The following is a 17,125-nucleotide window of genomic DNA, read 5'->3' on the forward strand; positions in this document are numbered from 1 at the left end:
TTCAAGTACAAAATACAAGTTTTATTGTAAATAGCTTTAAAAGAGAAAATTTCGAAGCAGTGAACAATAAAACTTGTATTTTGTTATACCATTTTAAAATCATACAATTTCCTTTTTAGTTATTATTACCAAATATTTTTTTAAATATTGATGTATTAGAAGATTTCAGTTCAAACTCTAAATTATCTATGTGTTTTTTTAAATTTTCTGATTCCTCTTCAAATTTAACAATTTTACTATTCTGCAATTCTATATTGTTTCTAAGAAAACCTATCTCATTCTCTTTAAGAGAATTAATGTCCTCTAATTGAGAAACCTTGTCTTTATGATTCAAAAACTCCTCTTTTAAAGAATGTATGCTCTTTTCAAGTTCATTTATTTTCTTATTTAAGGAGATAACCTGATTTTCTTTTTCCAAATTTATATCCTCTAATTCATTAATTTTTTTGTCTCTTTCCATTAAATTTTCTTGAAGAGAGTTTATGTTATCAATCATTAACTCTTTACTTTTTTCATATTCATCATATTTCTTTTCAATAATACTACATTTACTCTTATACATATCTATTTGTGATTTTTCATCTTCTAAATTAAATTTAAGTTGTGAAATTAGTCTTTCTTTTTGTTTAACCATTTTTTCAAAGTTTGATATTTGTTCATAAGCTTTGCTCATATAATCTTTAATATAAATCCAGTAACTATTATATTTTTTGTTTTCAATAGTCTTAGAAGTAGTATATATATATGGATATATATTAGAAAGCATTATATAATTTAACTTATCTTTATTTTCAATATAAACCTGATCTATTATAATAGATTCCTTATCTACATTCAAATTTGAAATATAACTAGATTTTATAATTTCCTTAAAATCTATAACTTCATAGTGAGGAGGCATACTAAATTTTTTACCATTATTTATAGAAAAAGAACTATATACATTATTTTTATCTATCCAATTGATCCAAATATTATCTTTCAATATAAATAATGAACAAGAATCTATATTTACACTTTCAAATAGTTCATTACGGTTAAACCTAGGGTATTTTCCATTACAATAAACCAATACTTTACTGTTTTTATTAGTTTTTATATATAGAAAATGAATATTTTCATTAAATGCCAATAAAGAGTAGTCTAAATAAGGATATATATTTTTTTCTATAATGTGAAAATTAGACCAAAGATTATTTTTTAATTCTCTATAGCCAAGTTGATATTTGTCCATAGATTTTTGATACATAATTAAAACCCTATTATCTTTAGAAACATGAATAATAAAAGGTCTGCTTCCATAGATACTTACTGTATCTATAACTTTAGGCTTAGATAAATTGATATTCTCATCAACTACTTGATGAAAGAATGTGGCTACTTGAGTTTCCTTATTTGATATACTGTATAGAATATGCATTTTATTTTCATTTAATATAGCTTTAAAATAAGTTTGTAACTTATCCTTTTTGGTATTCTCAAGGATTTGTTTTTCTTTCCATTGTTGTTCACTATATACACACAAAATTATATTATTATCTAAGTTCTGATATAAAACATATATACTATCATTTGGAAATAACACTACAGAAAAATTATCACTACTATTTTTACTTATTACATTAGGTTCTGACCATTTATTATCTATTAAAATTCTATAGGATAGTCCAAGTTTCTCATGAAAACAAAACTTCCACACAGTACCATCAGATTGTTTAATTATATAAAAATCTTTATTATTTATTACTATAAAAATCCCCTCATTTAAATTGCTTCTCTTATAAAAATATATCATATAATAATAAAAATATTACTTAAATTTTAAAATTATTTTCTTCAATAAATAATCACACATATTATTACGCCACATAATATATTAATGTGAAGCAATACTTATACGTTAATCTTTGCAAGAGGAGGATTGTTATGGAGAATACCGTTGAAGTAAAAGACACAAATAATTGTACTACAGAATCTCAATGTATTATAGCAAAAAAGGTATGCGATATTTGTACTCAACGTGATTGTTTGAGTCCTATACCATCAGAAAATAGTAGACTTATAGACTCTGCACGTTTATGTGGAGAGAAAACAGTTAGAATCGATGAAAATGACAACTTTGTTTTTGAACCTGGGGATTTACTTTCAGTACCACTTGATGTTACTTCAGTAAAATTAGCAGGTAAATTTAGCGTATCTGAGTGCTGTATAGTAAGTATAGAACCACTAAATGCATGCTGTGGAGTTGGTCAACAGGGTTACTGGAAAATTACTATAAGATATAAATTTACCTATCCTATCAATTTCTTTAGAGGAACTACTCCAGTACCACTTGAAGAGGATGTATCTGGAACCTACGTTCCTGTAGACAGTATCCTTGCATGTACTACATGGGAAAAAACCGTAATATTATTTGGCGGAGATATTTGTAAATGCAACGATGACTGTGTAGATATAGCTTTTTGTAATAGTTTATATGAGCCATGTGGACCTTATTCAAATGAAAAACCATTTGCTTTAGTTCAAGTAGAGGGATGTTTATTACAACTTGATTTTGGCACTCCTTCTGATACATCAAAACCAATTAATGCTACTATAGGACTATTCTCTATTATAAAAACATATAGAATTGCCAATATGTTAGTAGAGACTTCTGGAGATTGTTTAGTAGAAGAAAACCCTTGCCAAGAAGATATTGATGACCCTTGCGAATTCTTTAGTAAACTAGATTTTCCATTTAAGGATTTTGATCCTGAATGTCCTTTAGATGATTAGTTTATCAAAAACTATACTATAGGTAATAACCTATATAACAGCTATTAATGTTCAAATGAACTTTAAACCTCCATAAGAAGGTAAAATAACTGTTCATCACAAACCTCTATGTCTAACATAGGGGTATTTGTTTTGGAATAGTATTACATGACCTTCTTTTTATAATCTATTAGGATTTTATTTAAACCCAATTATATGGTATTAGAACTATTAAGTAGTTAATTTTATCAAATTAATTATAAAATCATTTTTTACTTAAAATTAAGTTTTTTAGGTTATATTTTAAATAACATAATTTATAGTTACTTCATATTTTATATTAGATAAAGTTATACTAAAATAATATGCTTTATCAAAAGAGGTGTATTATCATAAAAAAAGATGAGCATTATATAATAATATTTAAATCTCCTAACGAAAGCTTAGCTCTGCTTAATATACTACGAAGTAAAGGATATAATATAAGAATAATTTCAGCTCCTTGCCTAATCACAAAAGGGTGCGCAAGAGCTATTAAATTTAATGATTACGATTTGGATCATATAAGAGAAGAAATAAAGAATAGTAATATAGATATTTTAGGAATATATAAAAAAACTTACAATGGATGCAAGATTGATTACACCAAAATTGCCCCATAATTTATTTTAGCAAAATAAATATAAAATATAAATCTTAACTTTTCATAATAGCTTTATTTTGTAGCATGCTTAATAAATTCACCATGAAAATTAAAATTTTAAGCAATTTACTATTTTATATTTATTTTGCTTATATATCATTTTGCAAAATCATTCTACATATTATATTTAGGTTCTGTTTTAAAAGAATGTAAACTTACTTTAGTATCCCTAAGATCATGTTTAATCTTTTTTAGCTATTTCTATTAAAGTTTTAATTAATTCATCTATATCTTCTATAGTATTAAAATATCCTGGACTTATTCTTACAGTACCTTTATTTACTGTTCTTATAATAGGATGAATTAAAGGTGCACAATGGTATCCTGTTCTCACTGCAATCCCTTTCTCATTCAATAAATACCCTACATCCGCACTATCTACACCATCTATATTTATAGAAACCACAGCCGCTCTATCTTTATAATTGTTTCCGCCATAAATTGTAACTTGTGGCATTTTTTCTAGTTCTTCTATTAAATATTCTACTAACATACTTTCATGCTTTCTTATATTATTTATACCAATTTTCTTTATAAATTTTATTCCCTCACAAAGTCCAACAATTCCAGGAGTATTTCTTGTTCCACTTTCAAATCTATCCGGTAAAAACTTAGGTTGACTTATTAAATTAGACTGACTACCTGTACCCCCTTCTGTATAACTTTTAATATCAATCCCTTCTTTAATATATATTCCCCCTGTTCCTTGTGGTCCAAACAGTCCCTTATGTCCTGGGAAAGCCAATATATCAATATTATCACGAACCACATCTATTGGAATAACTCCTGCACTTTGAGAAGCATCTACAATAAAAATTATTCCTTCTTCTTTTGTTATACTCCCTATTTCTTTTATATTTTGTATAGTTCCTAAGACATTAGAGGCATGATTTACTATTATAGCTCTTGTATTCTTCTTTATATATTTTTTCAGAGATTTTATATCAATATACCCCTCCTTATTTACTCCAAGTAAAGTAACTTCTCCACCTTTTCTACTTATACTATTTAAGGGTCTTAGTACTGAATTATGTTCTATAGTAGTACTTATAAAATGAGCACCTTTCTTATCAAGCCCTTTTATTGCTATATTTAAAGATTCTGTTGCATTACTTGTAAATATTACACTAAGAGGGTTACTTATATTAAATAGGTTACTTATTTCTTCTCTTGTCTCCATAATTTTCATTTCCGCTTTTATAGCCATATCATGTGAACTTCTTCCTGGATTTGCAGCATAATTTTTCATACAGTTTAATATTTCATCATAAACGCTTTGAGGTTTAGGAAAACTAGTAGCCGCATTGTCTAGATATATCATATTATTATCCTCCAAATATATTATTTAATGAAAATATATTTTATTAATCCTAATAATATACTATTATGTGTATATGTGAAATTTTACTACTTTTTATGATGATATCTACCTTTAGAATTTTTTTAATATATTTATTCGAAAAGTCTATTAATAATTTTGAGCTAGATAAAAATCGACTAGAAACCAAGGAATCTGTTTATAAATACTGATACATCATTAATCTGAATCATAAGAAAAAAATCGCTGCAAATAATACATCTTACAGCGATTTTACTAATATTCTATTTTGTTTTTAAAACTTAATCTTATTTATTGAATATATTTTAGTTATAGTAATTCAATAATTTCTCATAGCATATTTTTATTACTTTACATTCAATAGTGGATTTTCCTGTTTCTTCATCTTTACTAGGTCTATTTGATTCTCTATTAACCTATTCTGCAAATCCATAATCTTATACTTAGCAGATTGAACTTGAAATTTTAATTCCTTATTTTCAGACTTTAAATCATTTTTATCTTTAAGATATTGTTTCGTTTTGTCTTTTATAATTTCCATTTCTTCATTCAATCTTCTGTTCTCTTCTTCAAATTGCTTTAAGTATTCGCCATCTTGACTACTTTCAAGCTTGCTTTGAAGTTCAGCATTATATTCTTCTAGATTTTTAATATGACGTTTCAAGTCCTCTGCTTGAGATAGGAGTCTTCTTTGCTCTTTTTTAGATTCCTCTAACTCTTTATCTACAATCTCTATCTCTTCTCCGCACTTGAACAATTCATCTATTGCATTAACTGCTGTGAGAACAGCTGCATCTGATATACTAAGCTTATCGTTCATCTTTAATATATCAGTAATTTTCTTATCTACATACATTGCTACTTTATGTAAATATTCTTCTTTTTCATCACCCTTTAAATTATATTCAGAACCATTTATCTTTACAGTTACTTTATTCATCTGAACACCCTCTTAGATAAATTCAAGAAAATTCTTACTTATATTCTATCACATTTTATAACTTTATTAAATATGAATTTATCCAATTGATTTATCTAAGTTCTGCACCAAGCTTAAATTCTAATGCCCTAACAATTTTATCGTGTACTTTACTAACTTCTTTATCTGTTAAAGTTTTATCTTCTCTTCTATAAACTAAAGCATAGGCTATGCTCTTTTTACCTTCTGGAACTTGCTTTCCTTTGTACACATCAAATAGTTGAACACTTTCAAGAATATTCCCACCTTGTTTGTTTATAGTTTCTTCAATTTCTTGAACTAATATATTTTCATCAACCAAAATAGCAATATCTCTTGTAACAGCAGGGAATTTTGGTAGAGGACTATATTTCTTTTCCCTATTTGCATACTTAAATAGTATATCTAAATTAAGTTCTGCAACATAACATCTTTCCTCTACTTCATAAATTTCAGATACATCTGGATGTATCTCTCCAACTATTCCTACAAGTTCATTCTTTATATATAATGCTGCTGTTTTTCCTGGATGGAAAGTAGAATTCTCACTTTCTCTTGTAAATTTAGCTTTTTTAATTCCTAGAGAATCTAGTATATTCTCAACTATTCCTTTTAAATCTAAATAATCCGCTTCTCCGTACATTCCAATAGTAACTATATTTCTTTCTTCTGGAAGCTCTTTTTCATCTTCATTTGGAATATACACTTTTCCTATTTCAAACAATCTAACTAAAGCATTATTTCTAGAATAGTTTCTTCCTAAAGATTCCATCATTGATGGTATAGATGTGGTTCTCATTATACTATAATCTTCTCCAAGAGGATTCATTATTTTTACAGTTTTTCTAAGAGGACTATCCTGTGGAATTAATATCTTATCAAAAACTTTAGGACTTACAAAAGAATAAGCTATAGATTGATTTAATCCACTTCCCATTAAAGTATCAATAACTTTTGTTTCAAGAATTTGCTTTTCGCTCTTTCCACCTCTAACAGTTACACTATATGGAGTAGTTGAAGGAACATTATTATATCCATATATTCTTGCAATTTCTTCTGCCACATCTTCTTTAATATTTATATCACATCTGAAAGTAGGAACATTTACAACTAATGTATCTCCTTCTATAACTGTTTTTAAATCAAGTCTATCAAGATACATTTTCATATCTTCTTTTGAAAGATTAAGTCCTAAGAATTTGTTAATCCAGATGCTATCGACTTTTACAGTATGGGGTTCTAATTTTTCTGGATACACGTCAATTGTGCCTTCCATAACTTCTCCTGCACCTAATTCTTCAATTAATCTACAAGCTCTATTCATAGCAATTTCTACTGCATTAGGATCTAGATCTTTTTCATATTTTCCTGAAGCTTCTGTCCTTAAATTTAACTTTTTAGAAGAAACTCTTATATTTGTTCCATCAAAATTAGCGCATTCAAATATAATTTCAGAAGTATCCTCTACAACCTCAGAATTTAGTCCTCCCATAATTCCTGCAAGAGCTATAGTTCTATCACCATCTTTAATATTTAAAATAGTTGAATCCAAAGTTCTTTCTTCTTCATCTAAAGTAGTAAATTTCTCTCCATCATTTGCTTTTTCTACTACTATAGTACCTGAAGTTATTTGTCTTTTATCAAAAGCATGCATTGGCTGACCAAGTTCTATCATAACAAAGTTAGTTATATCCACTATATTATTTATAGGTCTAACCCCAGCTTCTAAAAGTCTTTCTTGTATCCATTGTGGGGATGGCTCTATTTTTACATTAGCAACTCCACGAGCCATATATCTTCTACATAATGTGTCTTTAACTTCTACCTTTATAATATCTTCTATCTTTTTAGAAGATGAAGCTTTATATTCTGTTTCTGGGATTTTGTACTCTCTACCTAAAGTTGCAGCTGTTTCTCTTGCAATACCAACAACACTTAAACAATCTGGTCTATTAGATGTTATTTCAAAATCTATAATAGATTTTTGAAGATCTAAAACTTCTTTAATATCCTTACCTATTGGGGTATCTTTAGGAAGTATCATAAGTCCTACAACTGGCTCATCTCCTGCTATTCCTAGTTCTTCTTCAGAACAAAACATACCATTAGATACTTCTCCTCTTAATTTTCCTTTTTTGATTTTTGTTCCATCCGCTAATGTTGACCCATGAAGTGCAACTGGAACTATGTCGTCTTTTTTCATGTTTGTTGCTGCTGTAACTATCTGTATAGGCTCTTCTTTATCTATGTCAACTTGACATATAGATAGCTTTTCAGCATCAGGATGTTTTTCAAGTTCTATTATCTTTCCTGTAACAACATTTTGTATTATATCTCCTGTCACTATAACTTCTTCTACCTTTGAACCTGAAAGAGTTAAAGCATCTCCAAGCTCTTGTGGTGATAAATCTATATCTACATAATCTTTAAGCCATTTTACTGGTACTTTCATTAAAATTCCCTCCTGTTTATTATTTTCTATAAGTTGCCTATTTATCTGTAACCCAAATGAGCATATATTTATTTCTAAAATTGATTTAAGAATCTCATATCACTTTCGTATAATAATCTTATATCATCTATTGCATATTTTTGCATAACCATTCTATCTAATCCAAATCCAAAAGCAAATCCACTATATTCTTCTGGATCTATACCGCAATTTCTTAAAACTTGTGGGTGAACCATTCCACATCCTAGAATTTCAATCCATCCACTATTTTTACAAACACTACATCCTTCTCCACCACATACAAAACATGTAGCATCCATTTCTGCCGAAGGCTCTGTAAATGGGAAGTGATGAGGTCTAAATTTAGTATTCATTTTGTCTCCAAACATTTTCTTAGTAAACATTTCAAGAGTTCCTTTTAAATCTGCAAAAGTTATTCCCTTGTCTATAACCAAACCTTCTATTTGATAAAATATAGGTGAGTGAGTAGCATCTACTGCATCTGATCTATAAACTTTACCTGGTGCAATCATTTTTATTGGAGGTTTTTGATTTTCCATTGTTCTTATTTGAATTGGAGATGTTTGAGTTCTTAAAACTACATCTTCATTTATGTAAAAAGTATCTTGCTCTCCTCTTGCTGGATGATTTTTAGGTATATTTAAAGCCTCAAAATTGTAATAATCTTTTTCAACTTCAGGACCTTCTTCTATAGAGAATCCCATAGATATAAATATATCACATATGCTATCCAAAGTTAGTTGAAGAGGATTTTTCTTACCTATTATTTGCTTCTTTCCTGGCATAGAAATATCTATTATTTCACTCTTTAATTTAGATTCTTTCTCTTTATTTTTAATTTCTTCTGCTGCTGAAGTAATAAAACTTTCTAGACTTTCTCTTATTTCATTAGCCATTTTACCTATAATAGGTCTTTCCTCTGCTGATAATCCACCCATACCTCTTAATATTTGAGTAAGCTCACCTTTTTTACCAAGATATTTAACTCTTAGTGATTCAATTTCAACTTTACTTGAAACTTTTTTAATTTCTTCTAAAGCATTGTTTTTAATAACTTCTAATTTTTCTCTCATTGTTATTCTCCTTTCTCTTACTATACAAAAAAACTCCATCCCCAACAAAAGGGACGAAGTTTATCCGCGTTACCACCCTGATTAATTGCAACAATATTGTTTTAAATCTAAAAACAATACTATATAAATTCTCTCATTAAATATTATCGACTTTTTTGCCGCTGATTACTACTTAAATTTCACAATCAGAACTCCGAAGTGAACTTCAGTATACTGTTTTCTAAGAAGGTTCCCACTCTAAGACCTTCTCTCCCTGTGAGAATTCATATACCTACTCTCTTCATCATAGTTTATTTTATTAACATTTTTGAATTGATATAGCTTAAGTTTTCACATCATCAGCTAAAGATATGTCTTAATTGCCAATTAATAACTTTTTAAAACATATCTTAAACTTACATTATATTATAACCATATATAAGATTAATTTCAAATATTTTTTTTATAATCAATAACCGATCTTTTACTAGTATAGCAAATTTCATATAAAATCTAACTCAACTAATATATAACTATTTAGCAAAACTATAGTCTGAAATTACTCATTAAAGTTTGAAGTTCCACAGACATCTGAGTTAAATTTTCAGCAGCATTAGCTACTTCTTTCATTAATGCTGTCTGCTCTTCAGAAGCTGCTACTACATTTTCTGCTTTTTCTGAGGACTCCGTAGAAATCTTAGCTACATTTTCAATTGCAGATACCATGTTATGTGTTCTTGCACCAATTTCTTCTGTTACTGCTGTTACATCTTGCATTTGAGAAGCTACATGGTTTATATCTTCTAATATTTCTCCAAAAGATTGTCCTGCCTGATTTACCATATTTATACCATCTTCAACTGCACTATTACCATTGTTCATAGCATTAATAGCATTTGATATCTCTTTTTGTATTTCATTTATTAAATTTGATATATTACCTGCGGCCAAAGCAGATTGTTCTGCCAATTTTTTAACCTGATCAGCCACAACTGCAAAACCTTTCCCTTGTTCACCAGCTCTTGCTGCTTCAATAGCTGCATTTAATGCTAATAAATTTGTCTGTCCAGCAATATCTGTTATAACTGATACTATATTTCCAATTTCTTTTGATTTTTCTCCTAATGCCAATACCCCATGCGAAGATATAGATACTTTTTCACTAATATTATTCATTTGTTTTATGGCAGAACAAACTACATCATTACCTTTTTCAGCTCTTTTAAATGCTTCTAAAGAAGTATTTGTTACTGTTTGTATATTATTTGATATATGTTCCATACCTGTAAATATATCTTCTGCTATCTTTGTTGTATCATTAGTTATAGACACCTGTTCCACACTACCCGCTGCTACTTGTTGAATAGCTAAAGATACCTGCTCAGCAGATTCTTGCGTCTGTTCAGAACTTGAAGTAAGTTCCTCTGCGGTTGCCACTACTTGTTCTAAACTTCCTGTAACTTTACCAATCAATTCTTTTAAGTTATTGGTCATTCTATTTAAGTTCTTTCCCATTGACCCTAGCTCATTTTGACTTTTAATATTTGTTGTTTGTGTTAAATCTCCTTCTGCAATTGCATATGAAAGGTCATTTACTTCTTTAATATTTTTAGTAATATATGCTCCAAATATACTAACTGTAAGTATTACTAATATACAAGTAATTGTACTTAATATAATTATATTCATTAATAGCTTATTGACTGGAGCATATAGTTCTTTTTGTGGAATTGATAGAACTATACTCCACTCTAAATTTGGTATCTGTTTATAGTATACAAAATTTTTACCTTCTTCATCAAAAGATGAAATCCCTTCTTTATTTTTTAAAATTTCTTTACCTAATTTAGCTATACTTTTATTTTCATCTTCTGTAATCTTAATTTTCATAACTGATTTGTCAGAAACTCCAGCTAAGTATGTCCCATCTTTGGCTAGAAGCATAGCTTTACCCGTATTTCCTACTTTAATATTCTTAATATTTTTTTGTATAGTATCCAGGCTCATATCTGCAGTAACTACACCTAAAAATTTTTTATTCCCATCACTTATTGGTGCTGTAGATGTTACCATAGTCATTTTTAACGTTTCATCATAATAAGGTTCTTTCCATGAAATATTTTTATTAGCACTTTTGCCCATAAGATACCAATCTTGTTTTGGATAATTATATTGTTCTGTAGCATAATCTTCAGTAATTTTTACTGTATCATTGTCTTTGTATACATAAGGCCCGAAAAATTTAATATCTGACCTATATTTATAGGGTTCAAACCAAACACCAACTCCTAGAGTATCTTTATTAGTAGAAAGTACCCCCTCTTGAGCTTTTATAATTGCATCTTTAGTTAAGATTGTACTACTTGCTCCAGCTACTTTAGCCAAATCCACTGCTATTTGTGCATGTCTTTCCATATCTTTCTCTATAAGATTTATAGTTTCTTCTAATTGATGCTTCATCCTACTTTCAATTTCTGAAGTTAAAAGCTTTTTAGAAGTATAATTTGAAAAAATACCCATAATAAGCAAAGATATTAAAACAACTGGTAAAATTGAAAGAATTATTACTGCTTTAATACTTTTAATTTTTGTAAAACTCCTTATTTCTCTCGTTGCAAATTTTGACATACTTTTACTCCTTTGTATTTTACATCATTTCAGAATTTTATCTGATGTCTAGTTATTCTAACTCTCAGCTGGGTGAAACTAAGGGCCATGTTTATATCTATATTTTCGACTAAACTACCATTAGCTTTATATTTTTTCCTATAATTAGTTATTTCTAATCTCTTAATTCTTTTGTAACCTGTTTTATGTTTATTTTACAGATAGAAAAAATTATATTGTTTAAACTTATATATTTATTAAAATGTATCCAAATAAGCAAGTTAAAAACATTATTCTTAACATATAAAAACATCCACTAATACCCTTGATTATTTAGTGGATGTTTTTATATGTTTTATTATTGTATTTAATAAATGTTAAAATTTTATACGCAAATATATAATTACTATTTTAGAATTAAGTTGCCAATTTTCAACAACCAGTATAACTGATTTTTTTCTTTACAGTAAATTTAGTTTCTATCTCATTATTATACACTGATCATTGATTATTTTGGGCTGTTTTCTGTCTCACTGCTTCATAAACCATTATTCCTGCTGCAACAGCTGCATTTAAAGATTCAGCTCCTCCCGGCATAGGAATCTTAACTTTTTCATCTCCAATGGAATATATTTCTTCACTTATTCCGTTGCCCTCATTTCCTACAGCAATAATAATTTTTTGATTTAAATCGATATCATAAAAATTTTTGTCTGTATCTAAAGAACTTACTATTATTTTAAATCCCTTTTCCTTAAGACTTCTTATTGTTACTAAGTCTTCATCCTCAATTATAGGAATATTAAATATTGATCCCATAGTTGACCTTAAGGTTTTATCGTTGTATATATCTACAGTTCCTTTTGTTATTATAACTCCTAAAGCACCTGAAGCATGTGCAGTTCTTATTATAGTTCCCATGTTTCCCGGATCTTGAATCTTATCAACTAATACATAAAATCCAATGGTATTCTCAACTTCTACAGATTTATTATCAACTACGCCTAAAATTCCTTGAGGTGTGTCTGTATTACATATCTCTTTTAATATGGTATCACTGATAGAATATACTTCAGTATTTTTATTAATTAAAGCTTCTATCTTAAAACTTTTATATCTATCCATCCCACTTTCACTTACAAATATATAAGGGACGTTAAAAGAGGACTTCAATGCCTCCTCTACGAATCTGAAGCCCTCTACTACAAATTGCTTTTTTTCATTTCTATATTTTTTTTTATGTAGCTTTTTTACTTCTTTTATAAGCGAGTTCTGTTTGCTCTCAATTATATTCAAAAACTTCACCCTTTATTTGTTTATTTGATTTTCAAGATCGTTTAATTCTTCTACTCCACCTATAGCAACAACAATGTCATCTGGTTGTATTACATCATCAGCTAAAGGTGCAATATTAACCTCATCATTCTTTTTAATTGCCATAACATTTATTCCATATTCTGCTCTCATATCAATATCTTTTAGCGTCTTTCCATACCACTCTTTAGGGGCCGCTATTTCAGCAATACTATAATTAGAAGATAATTCTATATAATCTAGTATATTAGAAGAAACTAGATTATGAGCAACCCTCACTCCCATATCTCTTTCAGGGAAAATTACTCTTTCTACTCCTATTTTCTTTAAAACTTTTGCATGTAACTCATTATGTGCTTTAGCCACTATATAATCAACTCCAAGCTCTCTTACTAAAAGCGCTGTCATTATACTAGCTTGAACATTCGAGCCTATAGTTACTACAGCTACATCGAAATTACTTATTCCAAGAGTCCTTAAGCTATTTTCATCTGTTGTATCTGCTTGTACTGCATGAGTTACGCTGTCTGCAATACCTTGAACTATATCTTCATCTGCATCAATTGCAAGAACATCGTTTCCTAATGAATATAATGTTTTAGCTATAGAACTTCCAAATCTACCAAGTCCTATTACTACAAATTGTCTTTTTTTCATAAGAAATCACCCCTAACCAACTAATATTTTACCTTCTGGATATTTTATTGAACTTCCTTTCTTTTTATTTGCTAATGCTAAGATCAATGTTAAAGGACCCACCCTTCCTATATACATAGTTAAAGCTATTACTATTTTACCAATAAAACTTAACTTAGGTGTAAATCCTAAAGTAAGACCTACTGTTGCAAAAGCTGAAGTAGTTTCATATATTATATGTTCTAGTGAAGCTCCTGGCTCAGTAACAGATAATATCATAGATCCAGTTACCACAACTCCAAAAGCTATTGTAGTTATTACAAATGCTCTATATACTAATTCCTTACTTAAAGTTCTTTTAAAAATTTCTGTATCTTCTCTTCCTTTTATTACAGAAATAACGGTCATTAAAAGTAATCCTGCGGTAGCTGTTTTGATTCCCCCTGCAGTAGAACCTGGTGATCCTCCTATGAACATTAAAAGTATAGTCAATCCCTTACCTGCTGGAGTCATATCTGCAGTTGATATAGAGTTAAAACCAGCTGTTCTTGGAGTAACAGATGCAAAAAAAGATGATAAAAGTTTATCCTTTATGGAAAAATCTTTTATAGTACCTGGATTATTTACTTCAAATAAAAACATTAAAATCCATCCAACTAAAATTAAAACAATAGTAGCTGATATTACAAGTTTAGCATGGAGTGAAAGTTTCTTTATTCCCTTATAATTATATATTTCTGCCCAAACTGAAAAACCTAAGCCTCCTATAATTACAAGCGCAGCAATAGTAAGTATGATAACAGAATTATTAAAATAAGGTACTAAACTATTTCCAGTAAGATCAAATCCTGCATTACAAAATGCAGAAATAGAATGAAATATACTAAAATATAATCCTTTTAAAAATCCATATTCCGGAACAAACTTTGTAGACATTAATAGTGCCCCTGCACCTTCTACGGAAAAAGTAAATATTAATATGTATTTAGCTAATTTTACAAGTCCTTGAAGTGAAAATGAGTTCATTGCCTCCTGCATTACAAGTCTTTCCTTTAAAGTTATTCTTTTACCTAAAATAAGTGCAAGTAAAGTAGCAAAAGACATAAATCCAAGACCACCTATTTGAATTAAACATATTATAACTGTCTTACCAAAATAAGTCCAATGTTCAGCAGTATTTAACGTGGTTAACCCAGTAACACATACTGCAGAAGTAGATGTAAATATACAATCTATAAAGGGCGTATTTATACCATTTTTAGAAGCTATCGGAAGACTTAATAAAATCGCTCCAATTAAAATAACAATTGCAAATCCTATAGCTAATATTTGAACAGGTGATAATTTTCGTTTATTTTTGTTTTGCAATTTCAACACCTCATAATTCATAAAAATTTAAAAAATCTATATTCTATAATACCCACTCTCCATTTATCAATTTTCAAAAATGTTATTTTCCTTACTACTTATAAGTAAACATTATTTGAGTAAATATTGATAATTGTAGACTGGGAATTAAATACTTTATTATGTATAATAATATTCTCTTTGTTTATTATAATCAATACCAATCTAAAACATACTTTATAAAAAATATATCGATGTTATAGATGTATAAATGATAACGTTCAGTCAGACAAATCCATTAAAAATTATGAACTATATTTTTTTAATATAAACCTTCCTTTATTAGCTCTAAAAATATGTTTAAAAAAATCATATAAAGTCAATAACTTCTTAAAACATATCCAAATATAAATAAAATGCAGCTATGAAAGCCGCATTTTGTTTTAAGCATTTAATTGTTTTTTTGCTACTTCTACTAGATCAGCAAATGCTTTAGGATCATTTATAGCGATTTCTGAAAGCATTTTTCTATTCATATTTATTCCAGCAAGCTTCATTCCATTCATAAATTTTGAATAAGAAAGACCGCTCATTCTTGTTGCTGCATTTATTCTAGCAATCCAAAGTCTTCTGAAATCTCTTTTCTTTAATTTTCTACCAACATAAGCAAATCTTAAAGCTCTGTTTACTGTTTCGTTAGCAGCTCTAAAAGTTTTACTTCTTCTTCCATAATAACCTTTTGCAAGTTTTAAAACCTTTTTATGTTTTTTACGAGCGTGTACTGCTCTTTTTACTCTTGCCATTTTAAAGACCTCCTTTTCCTACTATATCGATTATAAGTATGGTAATAATTTCTTCATTGCTTTTTCTTGTGTTTCAGATACAAGAGTACCTTTTCTAAGATTTCTCTTTGTTTTTGAGCTCTTCTTAGTTAAGATATGGCTTTTGAAAGCTTTAGCTCTCTTAAGTTTTCCGCTTCCTGTTTTCTTAAATCTTTTTGCGGCTCCTCTATGTGTTTTCATTTTTGGCATTGTAAGTTCCTCCTTTCAACTAAGCTCTCTTTGGAGCTAATACCATTACCATGTTTCTTCCTTCAAGTTTTGCTGCTTTTTCAACAACACAAACATCTTCTATCTTTGATAAAAAGGCTTTTAGAATTTCATGACCTTTGTAAGAATGGTCTGCTTCTCTACCTCTAAATCTCACAGTAACTTTAACTTTATCTTCACCCATTAGGAATTTTCTAGCATGATTAGCTTTTATTCCTATATCATGTTCCTCTATAGTAGGGCTTAATCTGATTTCTTTTATGCTAACAGTTTTTTGCTTTTTCTTAGCTTCTTTAACTTTTTTCGCTTGTTCATAAAGATACTTATTAAAGTCCATTATTCTACAAACAGGTGGATTAGCATTTGGTGATATTAAAACCAAATCAAGTTCTTTTCCTTCTGCAATTTGTAATGCTTCCTTAGAACTCATTACTCCTAATTGTTGTCCTTCATCGTCTATAATTCTTACTTCTTTTTCTCTGATCTCTTCGTTTATTAGACTATCTTTTTTTATATTAATTCACCTCCGAGTTTTTATAAAACAAGAAATATAAATCATACTTTCATTATATAAATACATAATAAAAAAGGAACAGCTTTGAGCCGTTCCTTGTATTATAATCAAAATTCATTTAGGTTGATTATTCTACCTCATAACCTTACTAGCAGTGCTGTAAGGTGAGAAACAGCCCGTTTCTTCTTGACACGTAGTATTGTACTATTTATTTATTGTATTGTCAACCTTTTTTATAAATTATTTTCTTTTTCTCTGATTGATATATGATAATGTCTTAATATAACACATGTGATTATGTCCCAAATATAAATTTTAGTATACAATAAACCTCATAACTTGAAATGAGGTGGACATACTGAGAAAGGTTGCTTTAAGA

At 28.6% G+C, this 17,125-nt stretch carries 14 protein-coding genes and 1 other annotated feature; of the genes, 2 read left to right on the plus strand and 12 right to left on the minus strand.

Going from position 1 to position 17,125, the window contains the following annotated elements; all coding sequences use genetic code 11:
- Positions 1-115: 115 nt before the first annotated feature.
- Entirely contained in the window at positions 116-1,699 is a 1,584-nt protein-coding gene (locus OW729_RS08790; protein ID WP_268061118.1) for a ligand-binding sensor domain-containing protein, read from the minus strand.
- A gap of 227 nt (positions 1,700-1,926) precedes the next feature.
- Here OW729_RS08790 and OW729_RS08795 point away from each other — a divergent pair, with 227 nt between their 5' ends.
- Together OW729_RS08795 and OW729_RS19485 are read left to right on the plus strand one after the other, a co-directional pair.
- Positions 1,927-2,775 (plus strand): hypothetical protein, encoded by an 849-nt coding sequence (locus OW729_RS08795; protein ID WP_268061119.1) that lies wholly within the window; start codon positions 1,927-1,929, stop codon positions 2,773-2,775.
- 344 nt (positions 2,776-3,119) lie between these two features.
- Positions 3,120-3,416: a DUF3343 domain-containing protein gene (locus OW729_RS19485; protein WP_407647654.1), complete on the plus strand. Its 297-nt coding sequence runs from the start codon at positions 3,120-3,122 to the stop codon at positions 3,414-3,416.
- Positions 3,417-3,638: 222 nt separating this feature from the next.
- On the opposite strand, the gene OW729_RS08800 is transcribed toward OW729_RS19485, so the two are convergent.
- The 11 genes from OW729_RS08800 to infC all read right to left on the minus strand — a co-directional run bounded on the left by OW729_RS08800 (position 3,639) and on the right by infC (position 16,752).
- Complete coding sequence (locus OW729_RS08800; protein WP_268061120.1) at positions 3,639-4,778, minus strand: aminotransferase class V-fold PLP-dependent enzyme; 1,140 nt, start codon at positions 4,776-4,778, stop codon at positions 3,639-3,641.
- Between the two features lie 364 nt (positions 4,779-5,142).
- A complete protein-coding gene (locus OW729_RS08805; protein WP_268061121.1) occupies positions 5,143-5,736 on the minus strand; it encodes a cell division protein ZapA in 594 nt (197 codons plus the stop codon).
- A gap of 91 nt (positions 5,737-5,827) precedes the next feature.
- Complete coding sequence (pheT, locus tag OW729_RS08810; protein WP_268061122.1) at positions 5,828-8,206, minus strand: phenylalanine--tRNA ligase subunit beta; 2,379 nt, start codon at positions 8,204-8,206, stop codon at positions 5,828-5,830.
- A 74-nt stretch (positions 8,207-8,280) separates the two neighbouring features.
- Positions 8,281-9,300, minus strand: a complete 1,020-nt coding sequence (pheS, locus tag OW729_RS08815) for a phenylalanine--tRNA ligase subunit alpha (RefSeq protein WP_268061123.1) — start codon at positions 9,298-9,300, stop codon at positions 8,281-8,283.
- Positions 9,301-9,346: 46 nt separating this feature from the next.
- Positions 9,347-9,596: a binding site (T-box leader), on the minus strand.
- Between the two features lie 229 nt (positions 9,597-9,825).
- Positions 9,826-11,907 carry a methyl-accepting chemotaxis protein gene (locus OW729_RS08820; RefSeq protein WP_268061124.1) on the minus strand — a complete coding sequence of 694 codons (2,082 nt, stop codon included), beginning with the start codon at positions 11,905-11,907 and terminating at the stop codon, positions 9,826-9,828.
- Between the two features lie 480 nt (positions 11,908-12,387).
- Complete coding sequence (locus OW729_RS08825) at positions 12,388-13,182, minus strand: TrmH family RNA methyltransferase (protein WP_268061125.1); 795 nt, start codon at positions 13,180-13,182, stop codon at positions 12,388-12,390.
- 12 nt (positions 13,183-13,194) lie between these two features.
- On the minus strand, positions 13,195-13,857 hold the full coding sequence (locus OW729_RS08830) for a potassium channel family protein (protein WP_268061126.1): 663 nt from the start codon (positions 13,855-13,857) through the stop codon (positions 13,195-13,197).
- A 12-nt stretch (positions 13,858-13,869) separates the two neighbouring features.
- Positions 13,870-15,225 carry a TrkH family potassium uptake protein gene (locus OW729_RS08835; protein ID WP_407647656.1) on the minus strand — a complete coding sequence of 452 codons (1,356 nt, stop codon included), beginning with the start codon at positions 15,223-15,225 and terminating at the stop codon, positions 13,870-13,872.
- 401 nt (positions 15,226-15,626) lie between these two features.
- A complete protein-coding gene (gene rplT / locus OW729_RS08840) occupies positions 15,627-15,986 on the minus strand; it encodes a 50S ribosomal protein L20 (RefSeq protein ID WP_268061128.1) in 360 nt (119 codons plus the stop codon).
- A 30-nt stretch (positions 15,987-16,016) separates the two neighbouring features.
- On the minus strand, positions 16,017-16,214 hold the full coding sequence (gene rpmI / locus OW729_RS08845) for a 50S ribosomal protein L35 (RefSeq protein ID WP_268061129.1): 198 nt from the start codon (positions 16,212-16,214) through the stop codon (positions 16,017-16,019).
- A gap of 19 nt (positions 16,215-16,233) precedes the next feature.
- A complete protein-coding gene (gene infC, locus OW729_RS08850; RefSeq protein WP_268061135.1) occupies positions 16,234-16,752 on the minus strand; it encodes a translation initiation factor IF-3 in 519 nt (172 codons plus the stop codon).
- Positions 16,753-17,125: the final 373 nt, after the last annotated feature.

The sequence above is a fragment of the Clostridium brassicae genome (assembly GCF_026738875.1).
Taxonomy (GTDB): Bacteria; Bacillota; Clostridia; order Clostridiales; family Clostridiaceae; genus Clostridium_H; species Clostridium_H brassicae.